Source organism: Dyadobacter sp. CY312 (assembly GCF_021390535.1).
In the GTDB taxonomy this organism is placed as follows: domain Bacteria; phylum Bacteroidota; class Bacteroidia; order Cytophagales; family Spirosomataceae; genus Dyadobacter.
This window is the reverse complement of the sequence record NZ_JAJUXG010000014.1, coordinates 1-22111: the sequence shown is the minus strand read 5'-3', so window position 1 is coordinate 22111 and position 22111 is coordinate 1. Positions and strand designations below refer to the sequence as shown.

Annotated in this window: 21 protein-coding genes; 10 read left to right on the top strand and 11 right to left on the bottom strand. The window is 42.5% G+C overall.

Going from position 1 to position 22111, the window contains the following annotated elements:
* The first annotated feature begins 2 nt into the window (after positions 1-2).
* A complete protein-coding gene (locus LZG71_RS19745; protein WP_233823264.1) occupies positions 3-1505 on the top strand; it encodes a carboxypeptidase regulatory-like domain-containing protein in 1503 nt (500 codons plus the stop codon).
* A gap of 72 nt (positions 1506-1577) precedes the next feature.
* Positions 1578-3035: a choice-of-anchor A family protein gene (locus LZG71_RS19740; RefSeq protein ID WP_233823263.1), complete on the top strand. Its 1458-nt coding sequence runs from the start codon at positions 1578-1580 to the stop codon at positions 3033-3035.
* Positions 3036-3081: 46 nt separating this feature from the next.
* Here LZG71_RS19740 and LZG71_RS19735 read toward each other — a convergent pair whose 3' ends face one another.
* From LZG71_RS19735 to LZG71_RS19725, 3 genes are all read right to left on the bottom strand, one after another.
* A complete protein-coding gene (locus LZG71_RS19735; RefSeq protein WP_233823262.1) occupies positions 3082-3582 on the bottom strand; it encodes a hypothetical protein in 501 nt (166 codons plus the stop codon).
* Positions 3583-3715: 133 nt separating this feature from the next.
* Positions 3716-4669 carry an EamA family transporter gene (locus tag LZG71_RS19730; protein ID WP_233823261.1) on the bottom strand — a complete coding sequence of 318 codons (954 nt, stop codon included), beginning with the start codon at positions 4667-4669 and terminating at the stop codon, positions 3716-3718.
* Between the two features lie 6 nt (positions 4670-4675).
* The gene (locus LZG71_RS19725; protein WP_233823260.1) at positions 4676-5155 is read right to left on the bottom strand and encodes an Lrp/AsnC family transcriptional regulator; all 480 of its coding nucleotides are present in this window, start codon (positions 5153-5155) and stop codon (positions 4676-4678) included.
* Positions 5156-5438: 283 nt separating this feature from the next.
* On the opposite strand from LZG71_RS19725, the gene LZG71_RS19720 reads away from it, so the two are divergent.
* Genes LZG71_RS19720 through LZG71_RS19705 form a run of 4 tightly spaced genes read left to right on the top strand, consistent with a single transcriptional unit; the run spans position 5439 to position 9223 of the window.
* Positions 5439-6314, top strand: a complete 876-nt coding sequence (locus LZG71_RS19720; RefSeq protein ID WP_233823259.1) for a UbiA family prenyltransferase — start codon at positions 5439-5441, stop codon at positions 6312-6314.
* Positions 6311-7396 (top strand): type III polyketide synthase, encoded by a 1086-nt coding sequence (locus LZG71_RS19715; RefSeq protein ID WP_233823258.1) that lies wholly within the window; start codon positions 6311-6313, stop codon positions 7394-7396. Before LZG71_RS19720 ends, LZG71_RS19715 begins: the two co-directional genes overlap by 4 nt.
* A complete protein-coding gene (locus LZG71_RS19710; protein ID WP_233823257.1) occupies positions 7389-8081 on the top strand; it encodes a methyltransferase domain-containing protein in 693 nt (230 codons plus the stop codon). The genes LZG71_RS19715 and LZG71_RS19710 overlap by 8 nt, the downstream gene beginning before the upstream one ends.
* A gap of 2 nt (positions 8082-8083) precedes the next feature.
* The gene (locus LZG71_RS19705; protein WP_233823256.1) at positions 8084-9223 is read left to right on the top strand and encodes an NAD(P)/FAD-dependent oxidoreductase; all 1140 of its coding nucleotides are present in this window, start codon (positions 8084-8086) and stop codon (positions 9221-9223) included.
* A 35-nt stretch (positions 9224-9258) separates the two neighbouring features.
* Here the strand turns inward: LZG71_RS19705 and LZG71_RS19700 are convergent, their stop codons facing one another.
* Genes LZG71_RS19700 through LZG71_RS19675 form a run of 6 tightly spaced genes read right to left on the bottom strand, consistent with a single transcriptional unit; the run spans position 9259 to position 14339 of the window.
* The gene (locus LZG71_RS19700; RefSeq protein WP_233823255.1) at positions 9259-10002 is read right to left on the bottom strand and encodes a lycopene cyclase domain-containing protein; all 744 of its coding nucleotides are present in this window, start codon (positions 10000-10002) and stop codon (positions 9259-9261) included.
* Positions 9999-10472 (bottom strand): sterol desaturase family protein, encoded by a 474-nt coding sequence (locus LZG71_RS19695; protein ID WP_233823254.1) that lies wholly within the window; start codon positions 10470-10472, stop codon positions 9999-10001. Before LZG71_RS19695 ends, LZG71_RS19700 begins: the two co-directional genes overlap by 4 nt.
* Positions 10473-10508: 36 nt before the next feature.
* Complete coding sequence (gene idi / locus LZG71_RS19690; RefSeq protein ID WP_233823253.1) at positions 10509-11066, bottom strand: isopentenyl-diphosphate Delta-isomerase; 558 nt, start codon at positions 11064-11066, stop codon at positions 10509-10511.
* Positions 11067-11113: 47 nt separating this feature from the next.
* A complete protein-coding gene (locus LZG71_RS19685; protein ID WP_233823252.1) occupies positions 11114-11950 on the bottom strand; it encodes a phytoene/squalene synthase family protein in 837 nt (278 codons plus the stop codon).
* Positions 11951-11953: 3 nt separating this feature from the next.
* Positions 11954-13450, bottom strand: coding sequence for an NAD(P)/FAD-dependent oxidoreductase (locus LZG71_RS19680; RefSeq protein WP_233823251.1), 1497 nt, complete (start codon positions 13448-13450; stop codon positions 11954-11956).
* A complete protein-coding gene (locus tag LZG71_RS19675) occupies positions 13440-14339 on the bottom strand; it encodes a MerR family transcriptional regulator (RefSeq protein WP_233823249.1) in 900 nt (299 codons plus the stop codon). Before LZG71_RS19675 ends, LZG71_RS19680 begins: the two co-directional genes overlap by 11 nt.
* A gap of 128 nt (positions 14340-14467) precedes the next feature.
* Here LZG71_RS19675 and LZG71_RS19670 point away from each other — a divergent pair, with 128 nt between their 5' ends.
* Positions 14468-15295: a LexA family transcriptional regulator gene (locus tag LZG71_RS19670; RefSeq protein WP_233823247.1), complete on the top strand. Its 828-nt coding sequence runs from the start codon at positions 14468-14470 to the stop codon at positions 15293-15295.
* A 346-nt stretch (positions 15296-15641) separates the two neighbouring features.
* Positions 15642-17711, top strand: a complete 2070-nt coding sequence (locus tag LZG71_RS19665) for a choice-of-anchor A family protein (RefSeq protein WP_310587766.1) — start codon at positions 15642-15644, stop codon at positions 17709-17711.
* A 952-nt stretch (positions 17712-18663) separates the two neighbouring features.
* Here the strand turns inward: LZG71_RS19665 and LZG71_RS19660 are convergent.
* Together LZG71_RS19660 and LZG71_RS19655 are read right to left on the bottom strand one after the other, a co-directional pair.
* Complete coding sequence (locus LZG71_RS19660; protein WP_233823243.1) at positions 18664-19809, bottom strand: glycosyltransferase; 1146 nt, start codon at positions 19807-19809, stop codon at positions 18664-18666.
* An 18-nt stretch (positions 19810-19827) separates the two neighbouring features.
* Positions 19828-20832: a lysylphosphatidylglycerol synthase domain-containing protein gene (locus LZG71_RS19655; RefSeq protein WP_233823241.1), complete on the bottom strand. Its 1005-nt coding sequence runs from the start codon at positions 20830-20832 to the stop codon at positions 19828-19830.
* A gap of 7 nt (positions 20833-20839) precedes the next feature.
* Between LZG71_RS19655 and ruvC the strand changes: the two genes are divergently transcribed.
* Both ruvC and LZG71_RS19645 read left to right on the top strand, forming a co-directional pair.
* Positions 20840-21424, top strand: a complete 585-nt coding sequence (ruvC, locus tag LZG71_RS19650) for a crossover junction endodeoxyribonuclease RuvC (protein WP_310587772.1) — start codon at positions 20840-20842, stop codon at positions 21422-21424.
* Between the two features lie 69 nt (positions 21425-21493).
* A complete protein-coding gene (locus LZG71_RS19645) occupies positions 21494-22048 on the top strand; it encodes a hypothetical protein (RefSeq protein ID WP_233823237.1) in 555 nt (184 codons plus the stop codon).
* Positions 22049-22111: the final 63 nt, after the last annotated feature.

The window sequence follows — 22111 nt, the reverse complement described above, 5'->3', positions numbered from 1 at the left end:
TCGTGAAAATATTATCATCAAATCCTGTATATAAGCGTTTTGCGACATTGTGCTCGTTTCTTCTGTTGCTGGCCATGGGCTGCACAGAGGAAGTATTTGTTGAGCCCAAGTTATATGGTTCTATCTCAGGCCAGGTATTGACGCTGGTCGACAAAAAACCGTTGGAAAATGTGCTGGTACGTATCAGTCCATCCGGAAAAACCATCACGCCCGACGCCCAGGGGAATTTCCGGGTAGACAGCCTCCTGGTAGGAAAATACAGCATACAGACAACCGTGGATAAATACAAAACCGATATCACTTCGGTGGAAGTAGAAGAAAACAAAACCGTGGTCGCTTCTGTGTTTCTGACATTAGACAACAACCAGAACAAGTCTCCTCTTGTACCGACTATTGTAAAACCTTTGGATAAAGCCACCAACATTGGGCTGACAACCACATTGGCATGGAAGACAACGGATCCTGATAAGGACTCACTTCGTTACAGTGTTATTTTGTTTAAAGAAGGACAAACAACAACTGTTCCGATTGCTTCAAACTTCTTTGCCGATACGTTGGTGGTGAACAACCTCGAATATGAAACAACTTACTACTGGCAGGTAATCACTTCCGACAGCATCAACAAGCCGGTTTACAGTGAGGTGTGGTCTTTCAAAACGGTTCCTATTCCTGAGCACGCCTATATTTTCAGTCGCCAGGTAAACCAGAATTCACAAATATTTTCTTCGAACGGTACGGAAACGATACAGCTGACTACCTATGGAGGAAACTGGCGCCCGGTTGTGAGTCCTAATCGTGAGCGAGTAGCTTTTATATCTAACATCAATACCGATCCTCATATTTTTATTTCCAATAGAGCGGGTAAGGAGATGAAAAGGGTTACAGTGGTGCCTATTGCTGGTGTGGCATTAATGGATCTGTCGTTTTGCTGGTCACCGGATGGTCGGGAATTGCTTTACCCAAACTACGACAAACTTTACGCGGTGCAGACGGACGGAAGTGGGTTGCGCGTAGTTGCGGAGGCGCCAGCAGGAAGATTCTTCGCTGGTTGTGACTGGACTTCTCAGGGCAATAAAATAATTGCCAGAGTAACAGGTAGTACAGTGTATGACAACGAGTTGTATACGATTAATCCGGGAACAGGTGTACTTACAAAATTGGTAACCGGCAGACCGGGAAAAATGGGTAATCCAGATTTCTCAACCGACGGAAAGCGTGCTGTATTTACCCTGGATGTGAGCAACTTCCAGAATATTGAAGGACGCCAGCTTGATTCAAGAGTGTTTTTGGTTGATGTTGCTACCGGTATTTCGTCGGACATTTCAACAGGGAAAATGAACGGCAACAACGATCTGGATGCACGTTTCTCTCCCAACGGAGCGAAGATCATATTCACCAGCACCAGTAACGACGGTTTTTCTGAAAAGTCGTTGTTTACCATGGACATAACAGGTGAAAACAGAGTGGAAATTCTTAAGAATGCCGAAATGCCATATTGGCGATAGTTTTAAATATTCCTGATTGGGCTGTTTCGGTCCGCACATAACTTAACATCTACTAACGTACTCAGCATCATTATGAAAAATACCCTTCACCTCTTAGCCCGCTGTACCGGAATGGTAGTGGCAGGTATGCTCTCCCTGAATAGTTTCGATGCTTCGGGGCAATGTTCTGTCGCTAATGATCTAACGATCCCGGATGCCTATTTGTCAACCGGTTTTAGTGGTGGTGGTAACTTTAATGCTGTGATTATTGGTAACTACAATACAGGTGATGGCAGTGCCGAAGGAAGAGTTGCGGTGGGTGGAAATTTCACGCTGAATAGTTCCACCACGGGTTATCAGGTTGGAGTTACCGCGGAGTCTCCTGTTACCGGCGACAATTTTATCGTGAATGGAACGCTGACACACAACACAGGTAACCAGATCACCGTCCGGGGAAATTTCTATTATGGTGCTGTGGAAGCGTCAACTCCTTTGCCTGTGCATGGAGCTGGCGAGGGTGCCAACATCAATGGAACCAACAGAGTCATTTTTACCGGTTTAAAACAACATTATGTTGATTTGAGCAATGGTTATGCGGCTCAGGCTTCTACAAGCGGTCCGGACCCACTGGTTTCATCTTCGGATCTGGTTTTAACGGGAGATAACACCATTAAAAATTATGTTTTCAACGTCAATCTCTCGGGTAACAATATCTCTACGGTATCGTTTGTCAACATTCCCGTTGGTTCAGGTATTTTGATCAATATTCTCAATACCAATGTCAGTCTTACTTCCGGAGCCACACCTATGGTAATTGGATACAAGGATAAAACGGTATTCAATTTCCCAAATGCCACCAACATTCTATTGAGTTCATTTAATGTACAAGGTGGATTTTTGGCTCCCAATGCAAACGTATCTGCGCTTGCTGCAAGCGACATTGTGGGTCCTGCTATAATTGGTGGTAATATCAACAATGCTACCGGTTTAAACATTAAGAATTCCTGCCTTGAATTTCCGCCGCTTCCTGTAAAGCTGATCAGTTTTAAGGGGAAAAAGGAAGGCGAAGTCGCTAATTTGGCATGGCAAACTACCTCGGAAAGTAATGCGGATAAATTTGTTGTTGAGCGTAGCGGCAAAGGCAAGGCCTGGGTAGCAATGGGAGAGGTGGCAGCGGCAGGCGAAAGTGTGAAAACCGAGTCATATATTTTTGCGGATAAAAGTCCTTTGCATGGGGATAACCTTTACCGCCTTAAAATGCTGGATAAAGACGGGACCTTTGCATACAGTCGAATCATCAGTGTTGATTTCAAATTAAAATCAACAATCAGTGCATTCCCAAATCCTGCCACAAATCAGGTAACATTTACAGCGGTAGACTGGCAGAAAATTGGTCAGGTACAGCTTTTGAGCCACACTGGTAAATCACTCATTGGACAGGCTGAAAACGGGAAGGCCATTGAAGTAGGAAGTCTTCCTCAGGGTTTGTATCTGTTAAAAATCACTGAAAAGAACGGGAATGTATCCACTCAAAAAATATTGAAAAAGTAAACCGGATTACAACAATTGGAAATGAGCAGGACGGATTTCGTTCTGCTCATTTTTGTTGACCGTAGGATACAGGACTGCATTGCGCAAATTTTGTAGACGCAGTAATACCAAATTTATAACTCTGTATAAACCGATTGAGAAGTCGTTCGAATTCAATTCTCTTTTCCTCACTTATAGGTTCAGGCTGACCTGGTTTGGAAATGAAGTGGTAGAGAAAGTAATCAATGCTACCATCTGGTTTCATGTAAATTCTATTAAAACATTTCGTTGGAGCGTTCCAGGAAAAGTTGTTTGATGTCAGATACGTGCCAAAAGTTTTGAGTAATTGGGTGTAGGCCTCAAATAATTTTGACTGCTCTGCTTCTGTTTTAAAAGCAGCTTTGGATGTATCAGCATGAATGGCACTGACATAGATGCTATCAAGCTTTTCATAAGAGATACCCTGCTTTGCGGCTTGTTCAAAAGTTAATGCCATTGGCTTATTCTGTGCATTTCCTTTTTGTAATGGAATAAGGAACAACAAAATGACAACTAGTTCTTTTCTCATGATCAAAGCTTCTTAGATGAAAAAATACATTCAAATATATATCTAAATTTATTATATATATCAATTGAAACAAGTGAATGCTGTTTCTTTTTATAAAGCCATGATTAGGAGACAAATAACCGTTGAGTCCCGGTCAAACCGTCGCCGAAAACGTCTTTGAAGACTTTCTGTATTTGTTCAAATTGATGAGTAATACACTTCCGAGAATCACGATCAGACCAAGGATTTGAATGCGTGAGATGGATTCACCTGCAAAAAAAACGCCCAACAACACTGCTACTACCGGATTTACATATGCATAAGTACTCACTTTGGTTGCCGGCTGCACTTTCAAAAGCCATACGTATGCACTGAAACCCGCTATGGAACCAAAAATGATCAGATAGAATATCGACAGCCACGAATCAAGTGGTATCTGGCTCAAATTCAAACCATTCAGTTCACCAGTAAAAACACTTCCTGGAATAAACGCAACACCCGCGACGAGCATTTGCCATGTACTGTTCACCGTAGCAGAATTTGTTCCTGAGTTGTATTTGGAATACAGAGAACCACCCGCCCAGGCCATCGAGCCCATGATCACCAGTCCCATTGCAAACAAATCTCTGCTGCTGTTGAGCGATGTGAATGAACTCATGATTCTTTCACTGAATAATAATACCACACCGGCGAAACCAATCAGAAGTCCAACAATTGTAGACCTGCTATTGAAGTTTTCCTTCCACTTCGGTTTATCGAGCAACACAAACCATAGCGGAGAGGAGGAGATCATGATGGCCACCATGGCGCTGGGTAAAAATTGTTCTACCCAGATTACGACCCCGTTACCTACAAACAATAAAAGCAAACCCGTGATAATGGCTGGTTTTATGACCTTTATCGAAAATACTTTTTCACCCTGGAAAAGAGCCCAGGTCATCATCAGAAAACCGGAGATAATGAAACGGAACGCTCCCAAAAAAAATGGAGGAAATCCGGCGAGCGCTTTTTGTATGAAAAAATATGTTGAGCCCCAAACAATGTAAACGGTTGCAAAAGCAATTGCAACCAAAAGAGTAGAAGGGGTTTTTTCCTGCTGAGTTTCCATAACGATCTATTTTTCCGGAATTACTAATTGCTGTTCTTCTTTCACCGTTTCCAGAACTATGGTGGTACGGGTGGAAAGGATATTTGATATTTTACTAAATGAGTTTCTCATCAGGTGCATCAGTGAGGCCGAGTCGGCTGTTCTTACTTTGACGAGGTAACAGTCGTCACCGGCAATGTGGTGCACCTCCTGTACCTCCGGGATCTTGGCTAGCTCGGTTGCGGTAACGTTGCTACCCATGCCGTCCGATGATCGCATGGATATGAAAGCGAGCAGTGTCTGGTTTACTGCCGCCGGATTGAGCCGGGTGGTGTATTGCAGGATTACGTTCTTTTGTTCCAGTTTTTTTACACGTTCCAATACAGCAGATGGTGCCATTTCCAACTCACGCGCAAGATCTGCGTTCGAGATTCGGGCGTTTTCCTGCATCAGCCTGAGAATACTCAGGTCAGTTTTGTCTAATACTATTTCATTTCCGCTTATCATTCTGTAAAATTATAACTATTCAGAATTATATTCAAAAAATTGGATATAATATTGAATATAATTCGAATTTCTTTTTTGAAGGTAGAGGTCAGAGGTAACATCTTGTTTGATGATCAGGAAGGAGAACCGTATAACAGTACTGGTATGAAATTGTGCTATTAAAACGCCACGTATCCAACAGTGATAGTGATTGCAAAGAATTGCCCGATATGGTAATTTCTAGAAAGCGCTAATAGCTCACTACTAATTGCGAATAGCTACTTATTATTTTTTAAATTTGCTTATGCTCCCCGACAGAAATACGATTAAATTACTAAGAATACCATTTTCCTTTTTTTTGATGCCGCTCTTTCTTTTCGCACTGAGCCAGTCGCATCAGATTATTTTGCCACAAGCACTTTTATCCTTCCTGATTATTCATTTCCTGATTTATCCCGCAAGTAATGGTTACAACAGTTACATCGACCGGGACGAGGGAAGTATTGGCGGGTTGGAAAAACCACCCATGCCCACCAGGTCTTTATTTTATTTAACGCTGTTACTCGACATCACGGCAATCGTTCTCGCAGCCGTTTTCGTAAGCAGGCTGTTTTCGATCTGTTTGATCCTATACATTGCTGCGTCCAGAGCTTATAGTTCGAGATTGGTCAGGTTGAAAAAATACGCTGTACCGGGATTTCTGGTGGTTGTTATTTTCCAGGGGGCGTTTACATATTACATGTCCGTTGCCGGAATAACGGGAGAAGCAATGGAGCTAAACCAGGGGAATTTATTCTTGCTAATGGGGTGTTCGTTTCAAATTGCCGGAGCCTACCCACTTACCCAGATCTATCAGCACGAACAGGATCTCAAAGATGGCGTCGTTACATTGAGTTACAAGCTTGGCTACAAAGGAACATTTCTTTTCACTGCCCTCATGTTTGGCATTTGCAATATTTTCTATTATCTCTATTTTACTTTCATAGGCGATGGAACGGTTTTTTTTGTAATTCAGGTGTTCTTTTTGCCCATCGTTTTGTACTTTGGATATTGGTACTTTCTGGTGAGTAAGAGTATCTCAAATGCCAATTTTAAGAATACCATGCGTATGAACCTGATCGCAGCCGTATGTATGAATAGTTGTTTCACAGTACTAATTTTTATTAATCATTTCCTTTGAGTTACATCACTGCTATTGAGACAGCTGTACCGGACCATTGTTTTTCTCAGGAAAAGCTTGCTTCATTTTACATCAATTCAACCGATGACACGGTCAACAAACGTAAGATTAAAATTGTGGCCGGAAAAACCGGAATAGAAAGACGGTATTCGGTTATAAGCGATTTTGACAAGGAGCCGGGCGACTACACTTTTTTTGCAGGGAATGCGGATCTTCTTCCTGAGCCTGGCCTCTCACAGCGCATGGACTTGTACAGAAAAAATGCCACAAGTCTTTCATTAAAAGCCATTCAGAAAATTAATGACATTGATTCCATCAAAACAGGAATCACACATTTAATAACAGTGACCTGTACAGGGCTTTTTGCACCCGGACTGGATATTGAGCTGATGCGCGAATTGGGTTTGAAAAATTCGGTGCAGCGCAGCAGCGTCAACTTTATGGGTTGTAACGCCGCGGTGATCGCGTTGAAAAATGCGGATGCGATTTGCCGCAATCAGCCGGATGCAAAAGTGCTGGTCGTGTGTACGGAAATATGTACCATTCATTTTCAAAAACGATATAATGATGATTATCTGCTTTCCAATCTGCTTTTTGGTGACGGTGCAGCAGCTGTCCTGGTAGCTTCCCAACCTGAGGGGGACTTCATGCATCATGTTCAAATCAAAGATTTCAATTCGATGATCCTGCATAATGGTTACAACGATATGGCATGGCAATTATCCGAAACGGGCTTCATCATGAACCTGACCTCTTACGTTCCCGACCTGATCAGCGGTAATATTCAATCCATGCTTGCATCCATAGGAGTAAAGCCCGGGGACGTGGGCCACTGGGCAGTTCATCCTGGTGGGAAACGCATTTTGGATGATTTCGCGGCAGTGCTCGAAATAGATCGCTGCATGCTGAAAGCGTCTTATGAGGTTCTTAAAAATTACGGTAATATGTCTTCTCCAACCGTGCTGTTTGTGCTGAAAGATGTTCTGGGAAATGCCAGACTGGAAGATAAGGGTGATAAGGTTTTTGCTGCGGCATTTGGCCCGGGTCTTAGCATTGAAACCATGCAGCTGTCGTATGTTTAGATCACGGAGTCAAGAAATGGAACTGCTGGATCAGGCAGAGATACCGGCTGCGGATCTTTATCAGAATCTCCGGGAGCTGGATTTTATCAATCATTGGCTGGGAGGTTATCAGATTTCCTTCAGTGCATTCAAAAAAGTGCTGAAAAAAGATCAATTTTACACCATTTGTGACATTGGCTGCGGCGGAGGCGATACACTCAAACGACTCTCTTCCTGGGACAAAAAGAACAACTTTCAGCTTGATCTGCATGGGATTGATCTCAAACAGGTTTGCATTGATTATGCTGAGAATAATTTGAAGAATGAAGATGTAAACTTTATCTGTGACGACTACCGCAATGTGTTCAATCATCTCGGCAGGGTCGACGTCATTCACGCATGTTTGTTTTGTCATCACCTTTCCGGAGAACAGTTAGTTGGTTTGGTCCGATTTTGCCAGGACCACGGATGTATACTTGTGATCAATGATCTTGAACGTAATCCGATTGCCTACTACGCAATCAAATTCCTGACTGGTTTGTTTTCCAAATCATACCTTGTTAAAAATGATGCACCGCTTTCCGTTCTTCGTGGTTTTAAAAAGCCGGAATGGATTGAAATTTTGAAAAAGGCGGGTGCGAATAATTATTCTGTAAAAAATAAGTGGGCTTTTCGCCATGAAGTAATCGTGTACACAAACAACTGATTATGGAGAATATGGATCCAACAAGCTACGATTGTGCGATAATTGGCGGAGGACTTTCCGGCTTGTGTTTGTCCATTCAGCTTGCGGAAGCAGGATTTTCCGTGGTCGTATTCGAAAAAAACAGGTATCCATTTCATAAGGTTTGTGGGGAATATATTTCGATGGAGAGCTGGAATTTTCTCAATCAACTTGGGCTGCCCCTTGGCGATATGGATCTGCCTGTCATTGACCAGCTCGGCATCAGTTCCCAACGCGGATTCATGCTCAATCACACACTGAAAATGGGCGGCTTTGGGATTAGCAGATTTACGCTGGATCATCAGTTAAGCAGTATCGCTGTTTCAAAGGGCGTGATAATCAAGGAGAATTGTCGGGTAACCGGCGTAAGGAAGGCAGACAAACAGGTGAGTGAAATTGATTCCTCCTGCGGTACATATCACGCCAAAATTGTATGCGGAAGTTATGGGAAATATACACCTTCCTTTCTTCAATCTGCCGAGTTAGGGAAAGGGTCAGATGGCATGAATTACATAGGTGTAAAATATCATGTAAGGACCGACCTGCCTACGAACCGTATTGAATTACACAATTTCGAAAACGGGTATTGCGGTATTTCCAAAGTCGATAATGACTGGCAGTGTTTGTGTTATCTGACCACAGCCAATAACCTTAACAAGAATAGTAAGGATATCGGGTTGATGGAACGGAATGTGCTTTTTAAAAATCCTTTTTTGAAAAAGTATTTCACAGAATCTGAATTTCTAACCCAACAGCCCTTGGTGATCAGCAATGTCAGTTTTAAGAAAAAATCGACTGACAACCAGGGTATATTTTTACTGGGCGACTCGGCAGGCTCTATTACTCCACTTTGCGGAAATGGAATGAGTATGGGAATGCGTGCATCGAAATTACTTGCAGCGGAACTCATTGCATATTTGAATAATAAGCAAACCAAAGAGCAAACGCTTGTGAATTACAAAAGGAGTTGGGACAAAAACTTTGGCAACCGCATTAAAGTGGGTTATTATCTTCAATATCTTTTTGGGAAAAATGCTACAACCGATCTCGCGCTGAGAGTGTTAAGCCAGCTTCCGCCCGTGACCAGTAAGCTGGTTTCGCTTACGCATGGGGAGCGGTTTTGAAATAGATGGATAGGTTTTTATGGGTCTGCCTGACCTCAAAACTTTGCCATTTCCCAAAAACTCTTCACCTGCATTGTTTCGTCCACTTTACCCACGCCAGCCTTTTGCATGAAGAATTCGAATAGGAAGGTATTCAGCAAAAGCATCAGCATTCCATAAAAAACGTCTTCCAAGGGAATGGTAAAAAAGCGTATTCCCATGTTTTCAGCATCGTTATACCATACGATGGGCTGGTCTAAACCTGTTCCCGTAAGTATTCCGTTCACAATGATAAATGGAATGAGCAGAAACATGTGGGAGTAGTAAAACAGACTCAGCCATTTGGGTTTCATTATGAATTTAAGGAAAAGAAGGAAACCGGTGAGCCCTATTGCCGTATAAGAAGTATAGAGCCTGTCGGAGAAAACCAATCCCAAAAGTACGGTTATAGCCAGGATCAGGTTGGTGATCAGGCCCTCAGTTTTAAGCTTATAATGATTACCCAGAAACATTCTGAAACAATAATAGGTAAAAAGACAAGCATAAGGAATGCAAATAAAAAATAGAATCTCCTCAATCGGTAAGTCGAAAAAGTAAGTTCCTAGCAGGTATTTTGGGCTGAAACCCCAAACACTTATTTGCGTAAAATAGCTATCCCAGATGATAAACGGAATGGTTGATAACAAAATGGCAGGCCATAAATACGGCCACATTTTGTATAAGGCTATCTTGGGATGAAATGAAAATAGCAGCGGAACGGAAATGGCCGCAAGGTCTACCAGCAGATAGGTATAGTTCATTTGGCCGCTGCATTTTTAGCTTCTCTGAAATATTTAAGCGGAACCCACAGCATTCCAAAACACTCTCCCTGGTGTTTACCCAAATGCTTGTGGTGCATTTTATGTGCTCTCCTTATTGCTTTCAGATAGACAAAATTGGTGTTTCTTAAAATCTTGAATCGCTGGTGGATAAAGATATCGTGCACAATGAAGTAGGCAAAACCGTAGATCGTTATGCCAAGACCTACCCAAAACAACGGATTGAAACCTCCGTACAAGCCTAGTAGCAAACAAGCAATTCCGGGAATGGCGAAGATGACAAAAAAATAGTCGTTTTTCTCAAAAAAATCGCCGTCGTCGCGCTGGTGGTGGTCATGATGCAAAAACCATAGAAAACCGTGCATCAGATATTTATGCGCCAGCCAGGCAACACATTCCATGCCTACAAACGCGGCAGCTACAATGGCTATATTTACAATCAGCGGATTCATACTGTTAAGCGATATCCTCCTTTGCTGTCGGAGTTTTTAGTCAATGTGTTTAATCTTGCGCATTACATCTTCAAAGCATATTTTCAACCACTCTGTATACCGGGATGGGTTTTTCTTGATGTCCACAGCCAGATCCTCTACACTAATATATTTGAAGTTGGACACTTCTGCCGTGTTGATGATGGGTTCATGGTCTGATACTCCCCAAAAAACATGGTCGAGCTCATGCTCTGTAAGTCCGTTTTCGAGCTCCGCTTTGTAGAGAAAGGAGTAAAGAAATTGTAAGGACGCCTGCAGACCCATTTCCTCCTGCAACCTGCGTACGGCCGCGCTGGAGGTAGCTTCATTGGGCAGGGGATGGCTGCAACAGGTGTTGGACCAAAGTCCCTCGGAGTGGTATTTGCCCAAAGCGCGCTGCTGCAAAAGTAGTTCTCCTTTTGTGTTAAAAATAAAGACGGAAAATGCGCGATGAAGTGAGCCTTTCTGGTGAGCTTCCAGTTTGGGCATAAATCCGATTTCATCGTCATGTTCATTCACCAATACTACTTCATCGTATATAAGGTCGGGCATCAGGTTTTCAGAAGCTAATAGCATTTATAAAAGGTATTTAGGTCCATTGTTGATTTGATAACAAAAAAATATCATAAAAGGTCAAACTGGTGCCTTACTAGTGAACGAAACATGAGCCCGATTTTATTGTAATCCGGAATACGAATACGTGCGTTCATGACCTTTTCAGCTGGGGTCGCCTTTATCCGGATGAAAAGTTTCAGGTAATAATAATAGGCCAGATAAACGCCCCGCCTTGCACCGGTTGGCAGCCTTTTAATGCCAACGAGTGCATCCCGAAAATCCTCTTCGATTTCCTTTTGGATCGCTTCCTTTTCTTTTTGTGAAAAGTGGTCAAAGTTAACGCCGGGGAAATAGGTGCGTCCCAATTGTAAATAGTCTGCTTGCAGGTCACGGAGGAAATTTACTTTCTGGAATGCCGCCCCAAGTTTCATGGCAAATGGTTTCAGCTCCTGGTATATTTTTTCGTCGCCTTCTGAAAATACCCGCAGGCACATCAGCCCCACCACCTCTGCCGAGCCCAGTATATATTGCTCGTAGGAATCAGAATTGTGCACCAGCTTTTTCAGGTCCATTTCCATACTTTTTAAAAAGGTGTCTATCAGCTCCCATTCTATATTATAGGTATGTACCACTTTCTGAAAGCTGTTCAGAATAGGATTGATGCTGATGCCGTCTCGTATGGCCTCAACGGTATCCGTCCTGATTTTCTCCATCAGGTAAGCTTTGTCATAATCGTGAAAACTATCAACAATTTCGTCGGCCAGCCTCACAAACCCGTAAATGCCATAGATCGGTTCGTGAAATCCGGTTTTAAGAAAATGGATGCCTAGAGAAAACGAAGTGCTATATAGTTGCGTCGTTTTTTTGCTGCACGAGGCTGATAGATTGTCGAACAGGATTTTCATAACTTATCTTTTTAGGGATTTAAGTAGTTCAATGGCGGCAATTCTTCCAGAGATAATGGATGGCGGCACCCCCGGGCCTGGTACAGTGAGCTGGCCTGCGTAATAGAGATTCTTAACCCTTTTACTTCTCATTTTTGGTTTGAAAATGGCCGTTTGCATGAGCGTGTTGGCCAGTCCGTAAGCATTGCCTTTGTAAGCATTATAATCGTTGACGAAATCCGTAGTGGCGTAACTTTTCTTGAATACCACATGGTTTCGCACATCTTCACCCACAAATTTTTCCAGCCGGGTCATTAACCGCTCGTAGTATTCCGTCCGTATTTCTTCGCTGTCTTGCAACCCGATAGCGATGGGCATCAATACAAAAATATTCTCGCCGCCTTCGGGAGCTACTGAAGGGTCTGTTTTGGATGGACAGCAAACGTAGAAAAGCGGCCTTTCCGGCCATTTTTTGTCTTTATATATCTCCACGGCATGCTGCTCAAAATCCTCATCAAAGAATAAATTATGATGCCTGAGTTTGTCTATCTTTTTATTCACACCTAAATAGAAGAGCAGGCAGGAGGGGGCAAAGGTTCTGCTTTCCCAATACGATTCAGAGTAAGACTGATAGTGCTTATGCAGAAGTTTGCTTTCTATATGCTCGTAATCGGCCGACCCGATCACGGCGTCCACGGGGTTGCTGTTTCCAGCGGAGTGAAGATGGTGGATGAGACCCGCATCTATTTCAAGAAAATTTACTTTTTGAGAAGTCCTGAACTCGACACCTTCATCATGTGCGATTTGCCGGAACGCCGCGGCAACTTTTCCGAATCCTCCCATGGGGTAGAAAGTCCCCTGTTTCAATCCCGAAAAATTCATCAGACTGTAAAGCGCAGGTGTGTCTTTGGGCATTGCACCCAGAAAAAGCACAGGAAACTCTATGAGTGCCAATAGTCGCGAATCTTTAAAATACCGCCTTACATGCCCGCTAAAAGAGGAGAATAAATCCAGTTTCAGCGCATCCTTGAAAAGTTTGAGACTGAAAAACTCCGTAATAGAATGGCCTGGCTTGTAAACCATATCACCCATGCCCACCTTGTACTTGAACTCGCCCTCGGCGATAAATTTCCTAAGCTTTTCACCTGCACCCGATTCTGTTTGCTCAAACAAATCACAGATCTCATCGAAGCTTGCCGGAATATCCCAAACTTCATTTTGAGGAAAAATAACAGCAAAGCCTGGGTCAAGCCTGATCAATTCGTAGAAATCGGCTGTGGTCTTATTGAAAAACTGGTAAAAACTTTCGTAAACGTCTGGCATCCAGTACCAGCTCGGTCCCATGTCGAAGGTAAAACCATCACTTTGAAAAGTTCTTGCGCGCCCACCTATATCCTCATTTTGCTCATAAACAGTCACTTTTGCTCCTTCTTTGGCGAGTACAGCAGAAGCAGCCATTCCGGCAAATCCCGATCCTATTACGGCAACCTTTTGCTGCTTCGCTCTGGAATTATAATTCATATGGTACGTTAAGCATGTTAATAAGTTGATCCACAGACGAAATATTGTTTATCGCCTGGTCAGTTGCGAATTTCTGAATTGCAGGGTCGCCGCCGGATATGCAAATTTGATGTTGGTGAAAGTCACCACGTAACTTTATCAATATTTGTTCCAGTTCTTTTTCCCATTGGCTGCCGGTAATGAATGTATACACATGTGTAGGTTTACATTCATTAAGGACGCTAGCGAGATCAGCGTAGGGTACCCTGGCTCCGAGATACACTACCTTTTTACCGTATTGCCTTAAAATGTAATTGGCGAACAGTAATCCTATTTCATGATCCTCATGTTCGTTCAGGAACAAAACCCATGTCTGATCGGGGTTATCAGGAAAAGGCAGGACGTCTATCGCTGCAAAAAGTTTTTGTCTGATCAGATTGGACAGGAAATGCTCCTGGGAGGGCAGCAAATCATCTATGGTCCACATTAATCCGGTACGAACCAATAGGGGATAAATAATGCGTAAATAAGTTTTCTTCATGCCAAGCCTTTTCACTGAGCCAGAGAAAAGCTGATTAAACATTTCGGCATCATACGTTGAAATGGCTATAAGTGCTTCGTTGATGATTGCCTCAATATGAACGTCTCCCTGAAACGAATCAGCGATGATCAGGTCTATCTCCGCCGCCATCTGTTGCTTACTCAGTTTACTGATCTGAGAAATCTTCATCCCTCTGTTAATCAGTGTACATACTTTAAGTAATTTTTTCAACTGACTGTCATCGTAGTAGCGAATGTTGGTGTCAGTTCTTTCCGGATGAAGCAAACCATGTCGCTGTTCCCATATTCTGATGGTATGCGCTTTCTGGTTACTTATGCGTTCCAGGTCTTTAATGGAGTATGTCGACATTTTGTTTAACTTTTATCAAAAATAGTTAAACAAAATTATTTTTGATATTTTTTGTGAAAATAAAAATTTGATCCTACATTTGATATTGTAAGTATCGTATGTTTGATTTTATAAATATCAATAAGATTATGAGAACTCAGGAAATGTTTTGGTCAGTAAACATTAAATTTCTCCGTCTGCGTCAGAAGCTAAGTCAGGAAGTATTGGCAGAGAAATTAGGCATTACCCGTGTCAAACTAAATGCGCATGAGAGTGGTAGAACTGCAAATCCTACTATTGAAGACCTGATCAACTTTTCTGAGTTTTTCAGAATGAGTATTGATAGTTTACTTAAGATTGATCTGGGTAAGTTGTCGGAGCAAAAGATAAAAGACCTTGAAGCGGGCAGCGAACTATTTATGCAGGGCAGTAACATAAGGGTGCTCGCTGTTACTGTCGACAAGGAAGAGAACGAAAATATCGAATATGTTCCGGTGAAAGCAAAAGCTGGTTACCGGTCTGGATTTAGTGATCCGGAATTTTTGGCAACACTCCCTAAATTCAACTTACCTAACCTTCCCAAAAACGGGACGTTTAGAATGTTTCCTACAACAGGTGATTCAATGCTGCCGGTACCTGAGGGAAGCGATATTATTACGAGGTACGTTCAGGATTGGACGAGGATAAAACCTCAGACTCCCTGCATTGTGATTCTGCGGGGTGATCAGGATTTTGTTTTTAAACAGGTTACCATCAATAATAACGGAACCATGGTACTCCAATCCTTTAACAAGCAGTATTTTGCCTATACGGTGCAGATAACAGATGTACTTGAAATTTGGGAATACTATAGTTTCCACAGCAAGCAGCTGCCGGAGCCGCAAACAGACATGCAGCAATTGCTTAAAATGTTGCAGGAAATGCAGCTCGAAATTAAGGAATTAACCACCAGAGGAAGTCTTGGATCGAGCAACTGATGTGAATCGACGAGAATTTTAGTCTTGGTTAAATACAAAAATAGTTTACAATTAATTGTAGTTTTAGTTTTTCATAATAGATGGAATAAATTCATCTTCTATGCTAAAAAATGACCTTCTATTGCAGATGGTCATTTTTTTTGTTTTTGGTATTAGTTGACATTGGTGTAGATGTTCGACAAATGTATTTCAGCGTGTATCCTAAAAATACTATTTGTTGTTCTAGTAAACCCCAGTAGAATAGAAATTAACCCCAAGGAACTGGGGAGTCATCCCAAATACTTAAGGGTGCTGAATATGGGTTTTATATTTGTTGAATAGACAATTATTAAATTCAACCAGCTTAGTGAAAAATTTACTTTTAACTCTCCTTACATCTATTTTCATTTTTAATCAGTATGTATTTGCGCAAAGTCCCACAAGCGCCGCAATGAATTTCAACGTTTTTAGCAAGGGTGATGTAACCCTTAGCAATCATGAAACAGAAGGACCTATTGCAATCGGGGGCAATTTAACAACCGGCCAATATCAGATCAGCTTCGATTCTAAGATCGGCAATTACCAGGTGAACGGCGCTTCCATCGCTCTTGCAGTAAGAGGGAACGTAAAACTGGCAGGCGGAAGTCTTGCTATTAATGGCAATAACTACGTTAAAATTGGTAATTGCCAAACCAACGATGAATCTTTTACTTCACTAAAAGTGTGGTATCGGGATCAGAACAATGCCGCTTCCAATATTAGAATTACCAGTTCTACAAAGGGTTATGACAGTAGTCCTAATATTAACATCAATGCTGGTATCAATACTTTTAAGCCGGCTATTGATGAAAATGTCAATGGAGTATGTCAAAACGTATTTGGTTCAGGAGACAATTTGATAGACGTGGATGGAGCATTTGTAAAGCTGAAACAACGATCAGCACAGCTTGCTCAACTGGCAGATAACCTGGCAATCCGCGATCAGAACGGAAATATAAATGAGAATGCTCCGGTAGGACCATACCGTAACCGTTCGGTAATTGGAAATAATCCCAAGATCATTGTTGATCCTTCTCAGCTAAATGTCCTCACAGTATCAGCTGAGGTTTGGGACGGTATTGGCAACATCAATATGGAAGGAGTTCCTCAGGGTTCCCAGCCGGGAACCACTACTTACAATGGTAAATTTGGCTTAATTATAAACATCGTTGACTTTGATGCATTTGTTTCAAAAAATGGAAACAGTGCGATGCGTTTTCCTCAGATCGGTGGTTTGGCGTCAGGACAGGGCGGATTGGTCATATTCAATTTTGTGGATGCAAAAGAGACTATTAAACTTGCCGGTAACGCTGAAATAAACGGTACTGTGTTTGCGCCACAGGCAAATCTGATCAAGCAGGGCTCCAACAATATAAATGGTCAGGTTATATCTCAGAGTTTAATACACAGCGGTGGTGAGATTCATTACTATCCGTTCCTGCCTTCTGTTGCTGAACCACCGGTTGAACCTACAATCCAAGTTTCGGCGAAACCGGAGTGTATTGACAATGCTCCTTATGTGTCTTACGCTGTTACCGGTCCAATGTCCAGAAGCACAACATCTGCCACAATTGAATGGATCAACGGAAAAGGTGATGTTATTATGGAAAACGATAACCAGCCACTTACAGGCGAGGTTTTGTTTCCGGGGGCTGAGGTTACGCCGCAGGGAGAAAGCATAGCATATCCGGGATGGCAGAAGAATCAGGGAAAATGGGAGCCGGTTGAAGATACTTTCGCAAGCATCCTGCAACCAGGCGCTAAGATTCGTGTAACGGCGGGAATGTCCGAAACAATTGATATTACTTATCCTGCTTCCACAGATGCATGTCGTACCGCACCATCGATATCACTTCCGGTTACTGTTTCAGGCTTCTCAGCAGCAAAGGTAAACTGTGATGTTGAGCTAAAATGGAAAGTGACCGAAGCAAAGAATTTTTCTCACTTTGTTGTGCAGCGTTCAGCAGACGCCAGAAATTTTGCTTCACTTGGGCAAATTAAATTTGTGGAGTCCAACAGCAATTACAGCTACACGGATTCGCCTTTTTCGTCAGAAAGCACTCCTTCGAAATTCTTTTATTATCGTCTTCAGCAGGTTGATCTGGATGGAACTATCGATTACAGCACGGTACGTAGCGTGGCAACGGGTACCTGCGATACACGCCTTACAGTTGATTTTTATCCGAACCCTGCACAGGACGAGCTTAACGTGAAAAGTTTTTCACCTGTAAAGTCCGTTGAGATAATTACAGCAGGCGGTAAAAAAGTTTCCAGTGTAATTCCTGCACCCAACCAAACTGATGTGAAGGTGGATGTTCAGGGGTTGGTACAAGGAATTTACATTGTCAACATTGTGAATGGTGAAGGAAAACATTCATCCAAAATATTGAAAAAATAAAGCTTTCAACGTTAGTATAAACTTAAACCTGCTGTGATATTCTACGGCAGGTTTTTTTTATGCCCGGCGGACACGCTTCTCTGTGAGACAATGTAAGACTCTGTACTATTGTCGTGTCACCTGTAAATTGACCGTTGTCATGCTGAGGAATGATTGTATTACATAAAAAAAAATATGACCGGGTCCGCTCCGGCGTACCGGCCGGTGCGATGACGCTTAAAGTGGTTGTCATGCTGAGGAATAATTATATTTTATAAAAAAACAATATAACCGGGTCGCCGGCGCGATGACGCCTTAGATAGTGTCACCCTGAGTAACTATTTTTTGGAGCAAACAAGCTCTTTGAAAATGACACTTTTGCTCTTAAAATTAGCAAAAACGTTTGTCAGACTGAGCTTGTCGAAGCCCAATAGGTCAGGCTCAAAATGCTAATAATCAATTACTTGTCAAATGGCTTAGTAGTAGCTTTCAGTGCTCTTACTTTTTTTCTTGATAAAAAAAGTAACCGCAGCGGCGGCCGCAAAAAAATCAAGACGAAAAAATGCTTCCATTCGCATGGCATACGCGCACCCCGCTTTTTCGTCGAACCAGCGCACACGTCTCGCCAAGCACCGCTTTGGAACCTGCAACCCTCTATCTTTTTTTTGTTACATCAAGTGTACTTTATTCAATGTGTCCATGGCAGCGGAGCGGCCGCCGCTACGGTAGAAGGGCGAGCGACCAATTATAAATTATTATTAATCAATAACTTATAAAAAGCGTCAATGGTAGCGGAGCCGAAGTACGGGCTGTATTGTAATTCATTGTCAATTAGTCATTTACAAAAGCTCAGGGTGACATTCGCTCTCAGACGCAACTTATTGTAACTGTCATTTCACGCGGGACACGACACTAGTTAGTGTTACGCCTTTGAACACTATTAACAGAAAACTCCTGACTCATACATTACAGCCTACACCAGCTTTCGTCCTTTCCATTCATACTCCGGCTTTTGCGCAGCCAGTCCGAAAAAGCAGACGTAGAAGGGGTAAATAAGCTGGGTAACAGGAATATACAGAATGGATTTGCCTTTGTTGAGAAAGCGCAAAACAGATCCCAGGAACAGCCATTCCGGGACGACTTTCAAGGCTGTGAGAAATACAAATGTGTTTGCTGATATGTAGCTGGTAAGGAAAAGGCCGGCGGCGGCTATTAATGCGAAATTGCAGAGAAAAACATATAGCGCCAGAACCAGTGGTGTTTTGCTTTGATAATGCTTCCATTTACTGGCCCACCGTTTTCTCTGACGGAAAAACAATGTCCAGTTTTTATGAGGTGAGGTTCTGACGACGGCTCTCGAATCTTTAAGAAAATGAATGCTGGAAGGATATTTTGCGGCGATTTTGTGCATCAGAAATTCATCGTCACCCGAAGCAATGTGTCGTACGCCATCATAACCGCCAACCTCATAAAAGGTCTGCTTTTCATAAGCCATGTTGGCTCCGTTGCAAAGAGACGGAAAACCAGCTGAAATGGCGCTCGCTCCACTTCCTATTAAACTAGCAAATTCCACGGTTTGCAAATGGTCTGTCAAGTTGTTCTCTTCTGTGAATGTCACCGGTCCGCTGATGAGCTTTGCACCGGTTTCCGCGTAGCAATCTGCTATTGATTGTAACCATTCAGAGCCTACGCGACAGTCTCCATCGGTTGCTACAATCAAATTTCCTTTTGCAATGGCTAGGGCTGTTTCAATCGCGCGCTTTTTGGGAGAGGTTGTCTTTTCTTCCGGAAGCGCAATTAATTGGATGGAGATGGAGAAGTCCTGTATGCATTTTTGAACCAGTTCTGCTGTCCGATCCGTGGAGCCGTCATCCATAATCAACACTTCAAACTGCGCCGGAGACATGCTTTGCTGATTGAGGTCTAAGAGGAGATTTGCGATGTTGTCCTGCTCGTTTCGTACCGGAACAATAACGGTAATGAAATTGTCCTTTGAATTTGACAAGAACTTTTGAGGTAATTTATTCCATAAATATTTTAGTGAAACGGTGAATATAAAATAGCTTCCGGCCAAAATCCAGAGTATTGAAATAAGAACGGGAAGTATATATTCTTGCATGGTTGTTGAAGCAAAACTTTAACGGAAAAGGTTTTTCCACTTGTATTTCCAGATCAGGAAAATACCAATCAGGATCGGACCGAGCACGTTGATAATCCAAATAAGGAAAGTCGCTGTAATAATTTCTTCCGGTGGTAGATTATACTGTTTAAAGACAAATAGAGCAGTAAATTCCCTTAATCCTAAGTCGCCTAATACGTTAATGGCAGGAATGAGTGTCTTTGCCAGAAAGATAAGTGCTACGCATGCGCTCAAAGAAACAAAACCCAACCGGAAGTCGAATAACGATAGTGCCAGCACAAACTGTGACAGAAATACAATGTACCGGAGGCTACCGAAAGTGGTTGCCAGAAGCAGATCGGATTTGGTATATTCACCAATGATCCTGATGTAGCCAAGTAATTTTTGAAGATATTTTTTTGCAGGATTCCATCCGTTAAGCCTTCCCCGAAACAACATCACCAGCCAGACAGAAAAGATGATGGTTAATAAAAGCAAATTCAGTCCCTGTTTGCTCGATTCGCTCATCTGAAGCCGATCCTGAACAAGAAACCAGCCTATTGTTCCACCGACGACGGATACGTAGAATTGTATACCGTTGGAAACAATCGCAGCGCCAATTGCTTTAAGTCGGTTATCCGATTTCAAGGCCGCCACTCTGCCAATGGTGTCTCCCAACTGAGCGGGTGCGGCAACGCCTATGGCCAGGCCCGTTAGCGTTCCCCGGAAAGCGTCCCAAAATGTAAGATCCACCACGCGCTTGGCGAGTTGTTTCCACTTCATGCTTTCTAATGCCCAGTTAATTGGTACCAGCAGGAGCATGAGCACAAGTGTAGGAGCATTTGCAGATACGAGTACATTGCTGAAAATGCGCCCTATGTCGGCAATGCCTTTTTGTTCGTTTCTGAAAGTCTTGTAAATATAACCCAGTATAAGTAGTGTGATCACGAGTTTGCCAAGCCACAAAAGCTTTCGCCAGCTTCTTTTTTCTTTTGGATTGGAGAGTTCCTTATCTTGCACCATGATAAAAATGCAGCAGGCTGATGCCCCCGAAAAGGTGATAATAGGAGTTGATCCCGGTACCCAGATCATGGGTTACGGTGTTATTTCGGTAAAAGGTCAGCAAATTACGCTTGTTCAATATGGTGTGATTCATTTGAGCAAATATACTACCCACGAACTGAAGTTAAAGAAAATCTTTGAACGTATCTCTCAGTTGATCACCGATTACCTGCCAGACGAAATGGCCATTGAAGATCCGTTTTACGGAAAAAATCCGCAGTCGATGTTGAAACTTGGCCGTGCTCAGGGAGTTGCCATGGCAGCAGCTTTGGCTCGCGACATTCCTATTGTAGAGTATTCGCCCAAAAAGGTAAAGCAGTCGGTTACAGGAAGCGGCAATGCCTCGAAGGAGCAAGTTGCCTACATGCTTGAAAAGATACTGAAAATGGAATTGAGTAAAGAGTTTATGGACGCCACCGATGGAATTGCCATTGCAATATGCCATCATTACCACGCCAATTCACCTGCATCAACCTCGTCAAGCTCATCCAAAAAATCTAAAAAGGGAGGCTGGGGAGCATTTGTGACAGAAAATCCAGGGAGGGTGAAGTAGTTTTAGGCTCGCCCGCTTGCAAATCGGGGTTAGCGAATTAACAGATCGGACTAATATCTTATATAATCAATGAAAGTAGGCGTGACCATTAATAAAATTTTACTGTCCATCAGAAAAAACAACATAGCTACCTATGTGAAAAACTATCTGATGCAAATGGTGCCTGGTAGATTTTATCAGCAAAACTTAGCCAAAAAATTGTCAATTCCGAATGGGCATGACCTTGGCTACATAAGGCGTCGGTTGGATTACTATAACAAATTAAGTCACCAAAAAGAAGTAGGAGAGGATGCTGTGTGCTTATCAGAAATGAAGAAGATTAAAGGTCCCAGTGCTTACTACTTTGATACTTATGAGCATACGAGGTATTTCAGGCAATCTTTAACTGCAAATCTACTGTTCAAGGATGTAATACACGTTCCGGATGTACCGACTTTACAAAAAAGCAGACCAATTGGTGATAACAATGAAAATGCTGTGATTCTCAAAATGGATAAGAAGAGGCATTTTCTTTTTATAAAAGATCCGTACAAATTCTCTCAAAAAAAGGATATTTTGATTGGGCGAAGCTCAATTGATATGACGTGGTTCACTTTCGGTTTACACTTTTTGCGGGTTAGTTAAATAATTACAATTTAAATCTCATCCTGCTTTTTGGTAATACAAGGCTTCAAAAGCTACTGGATT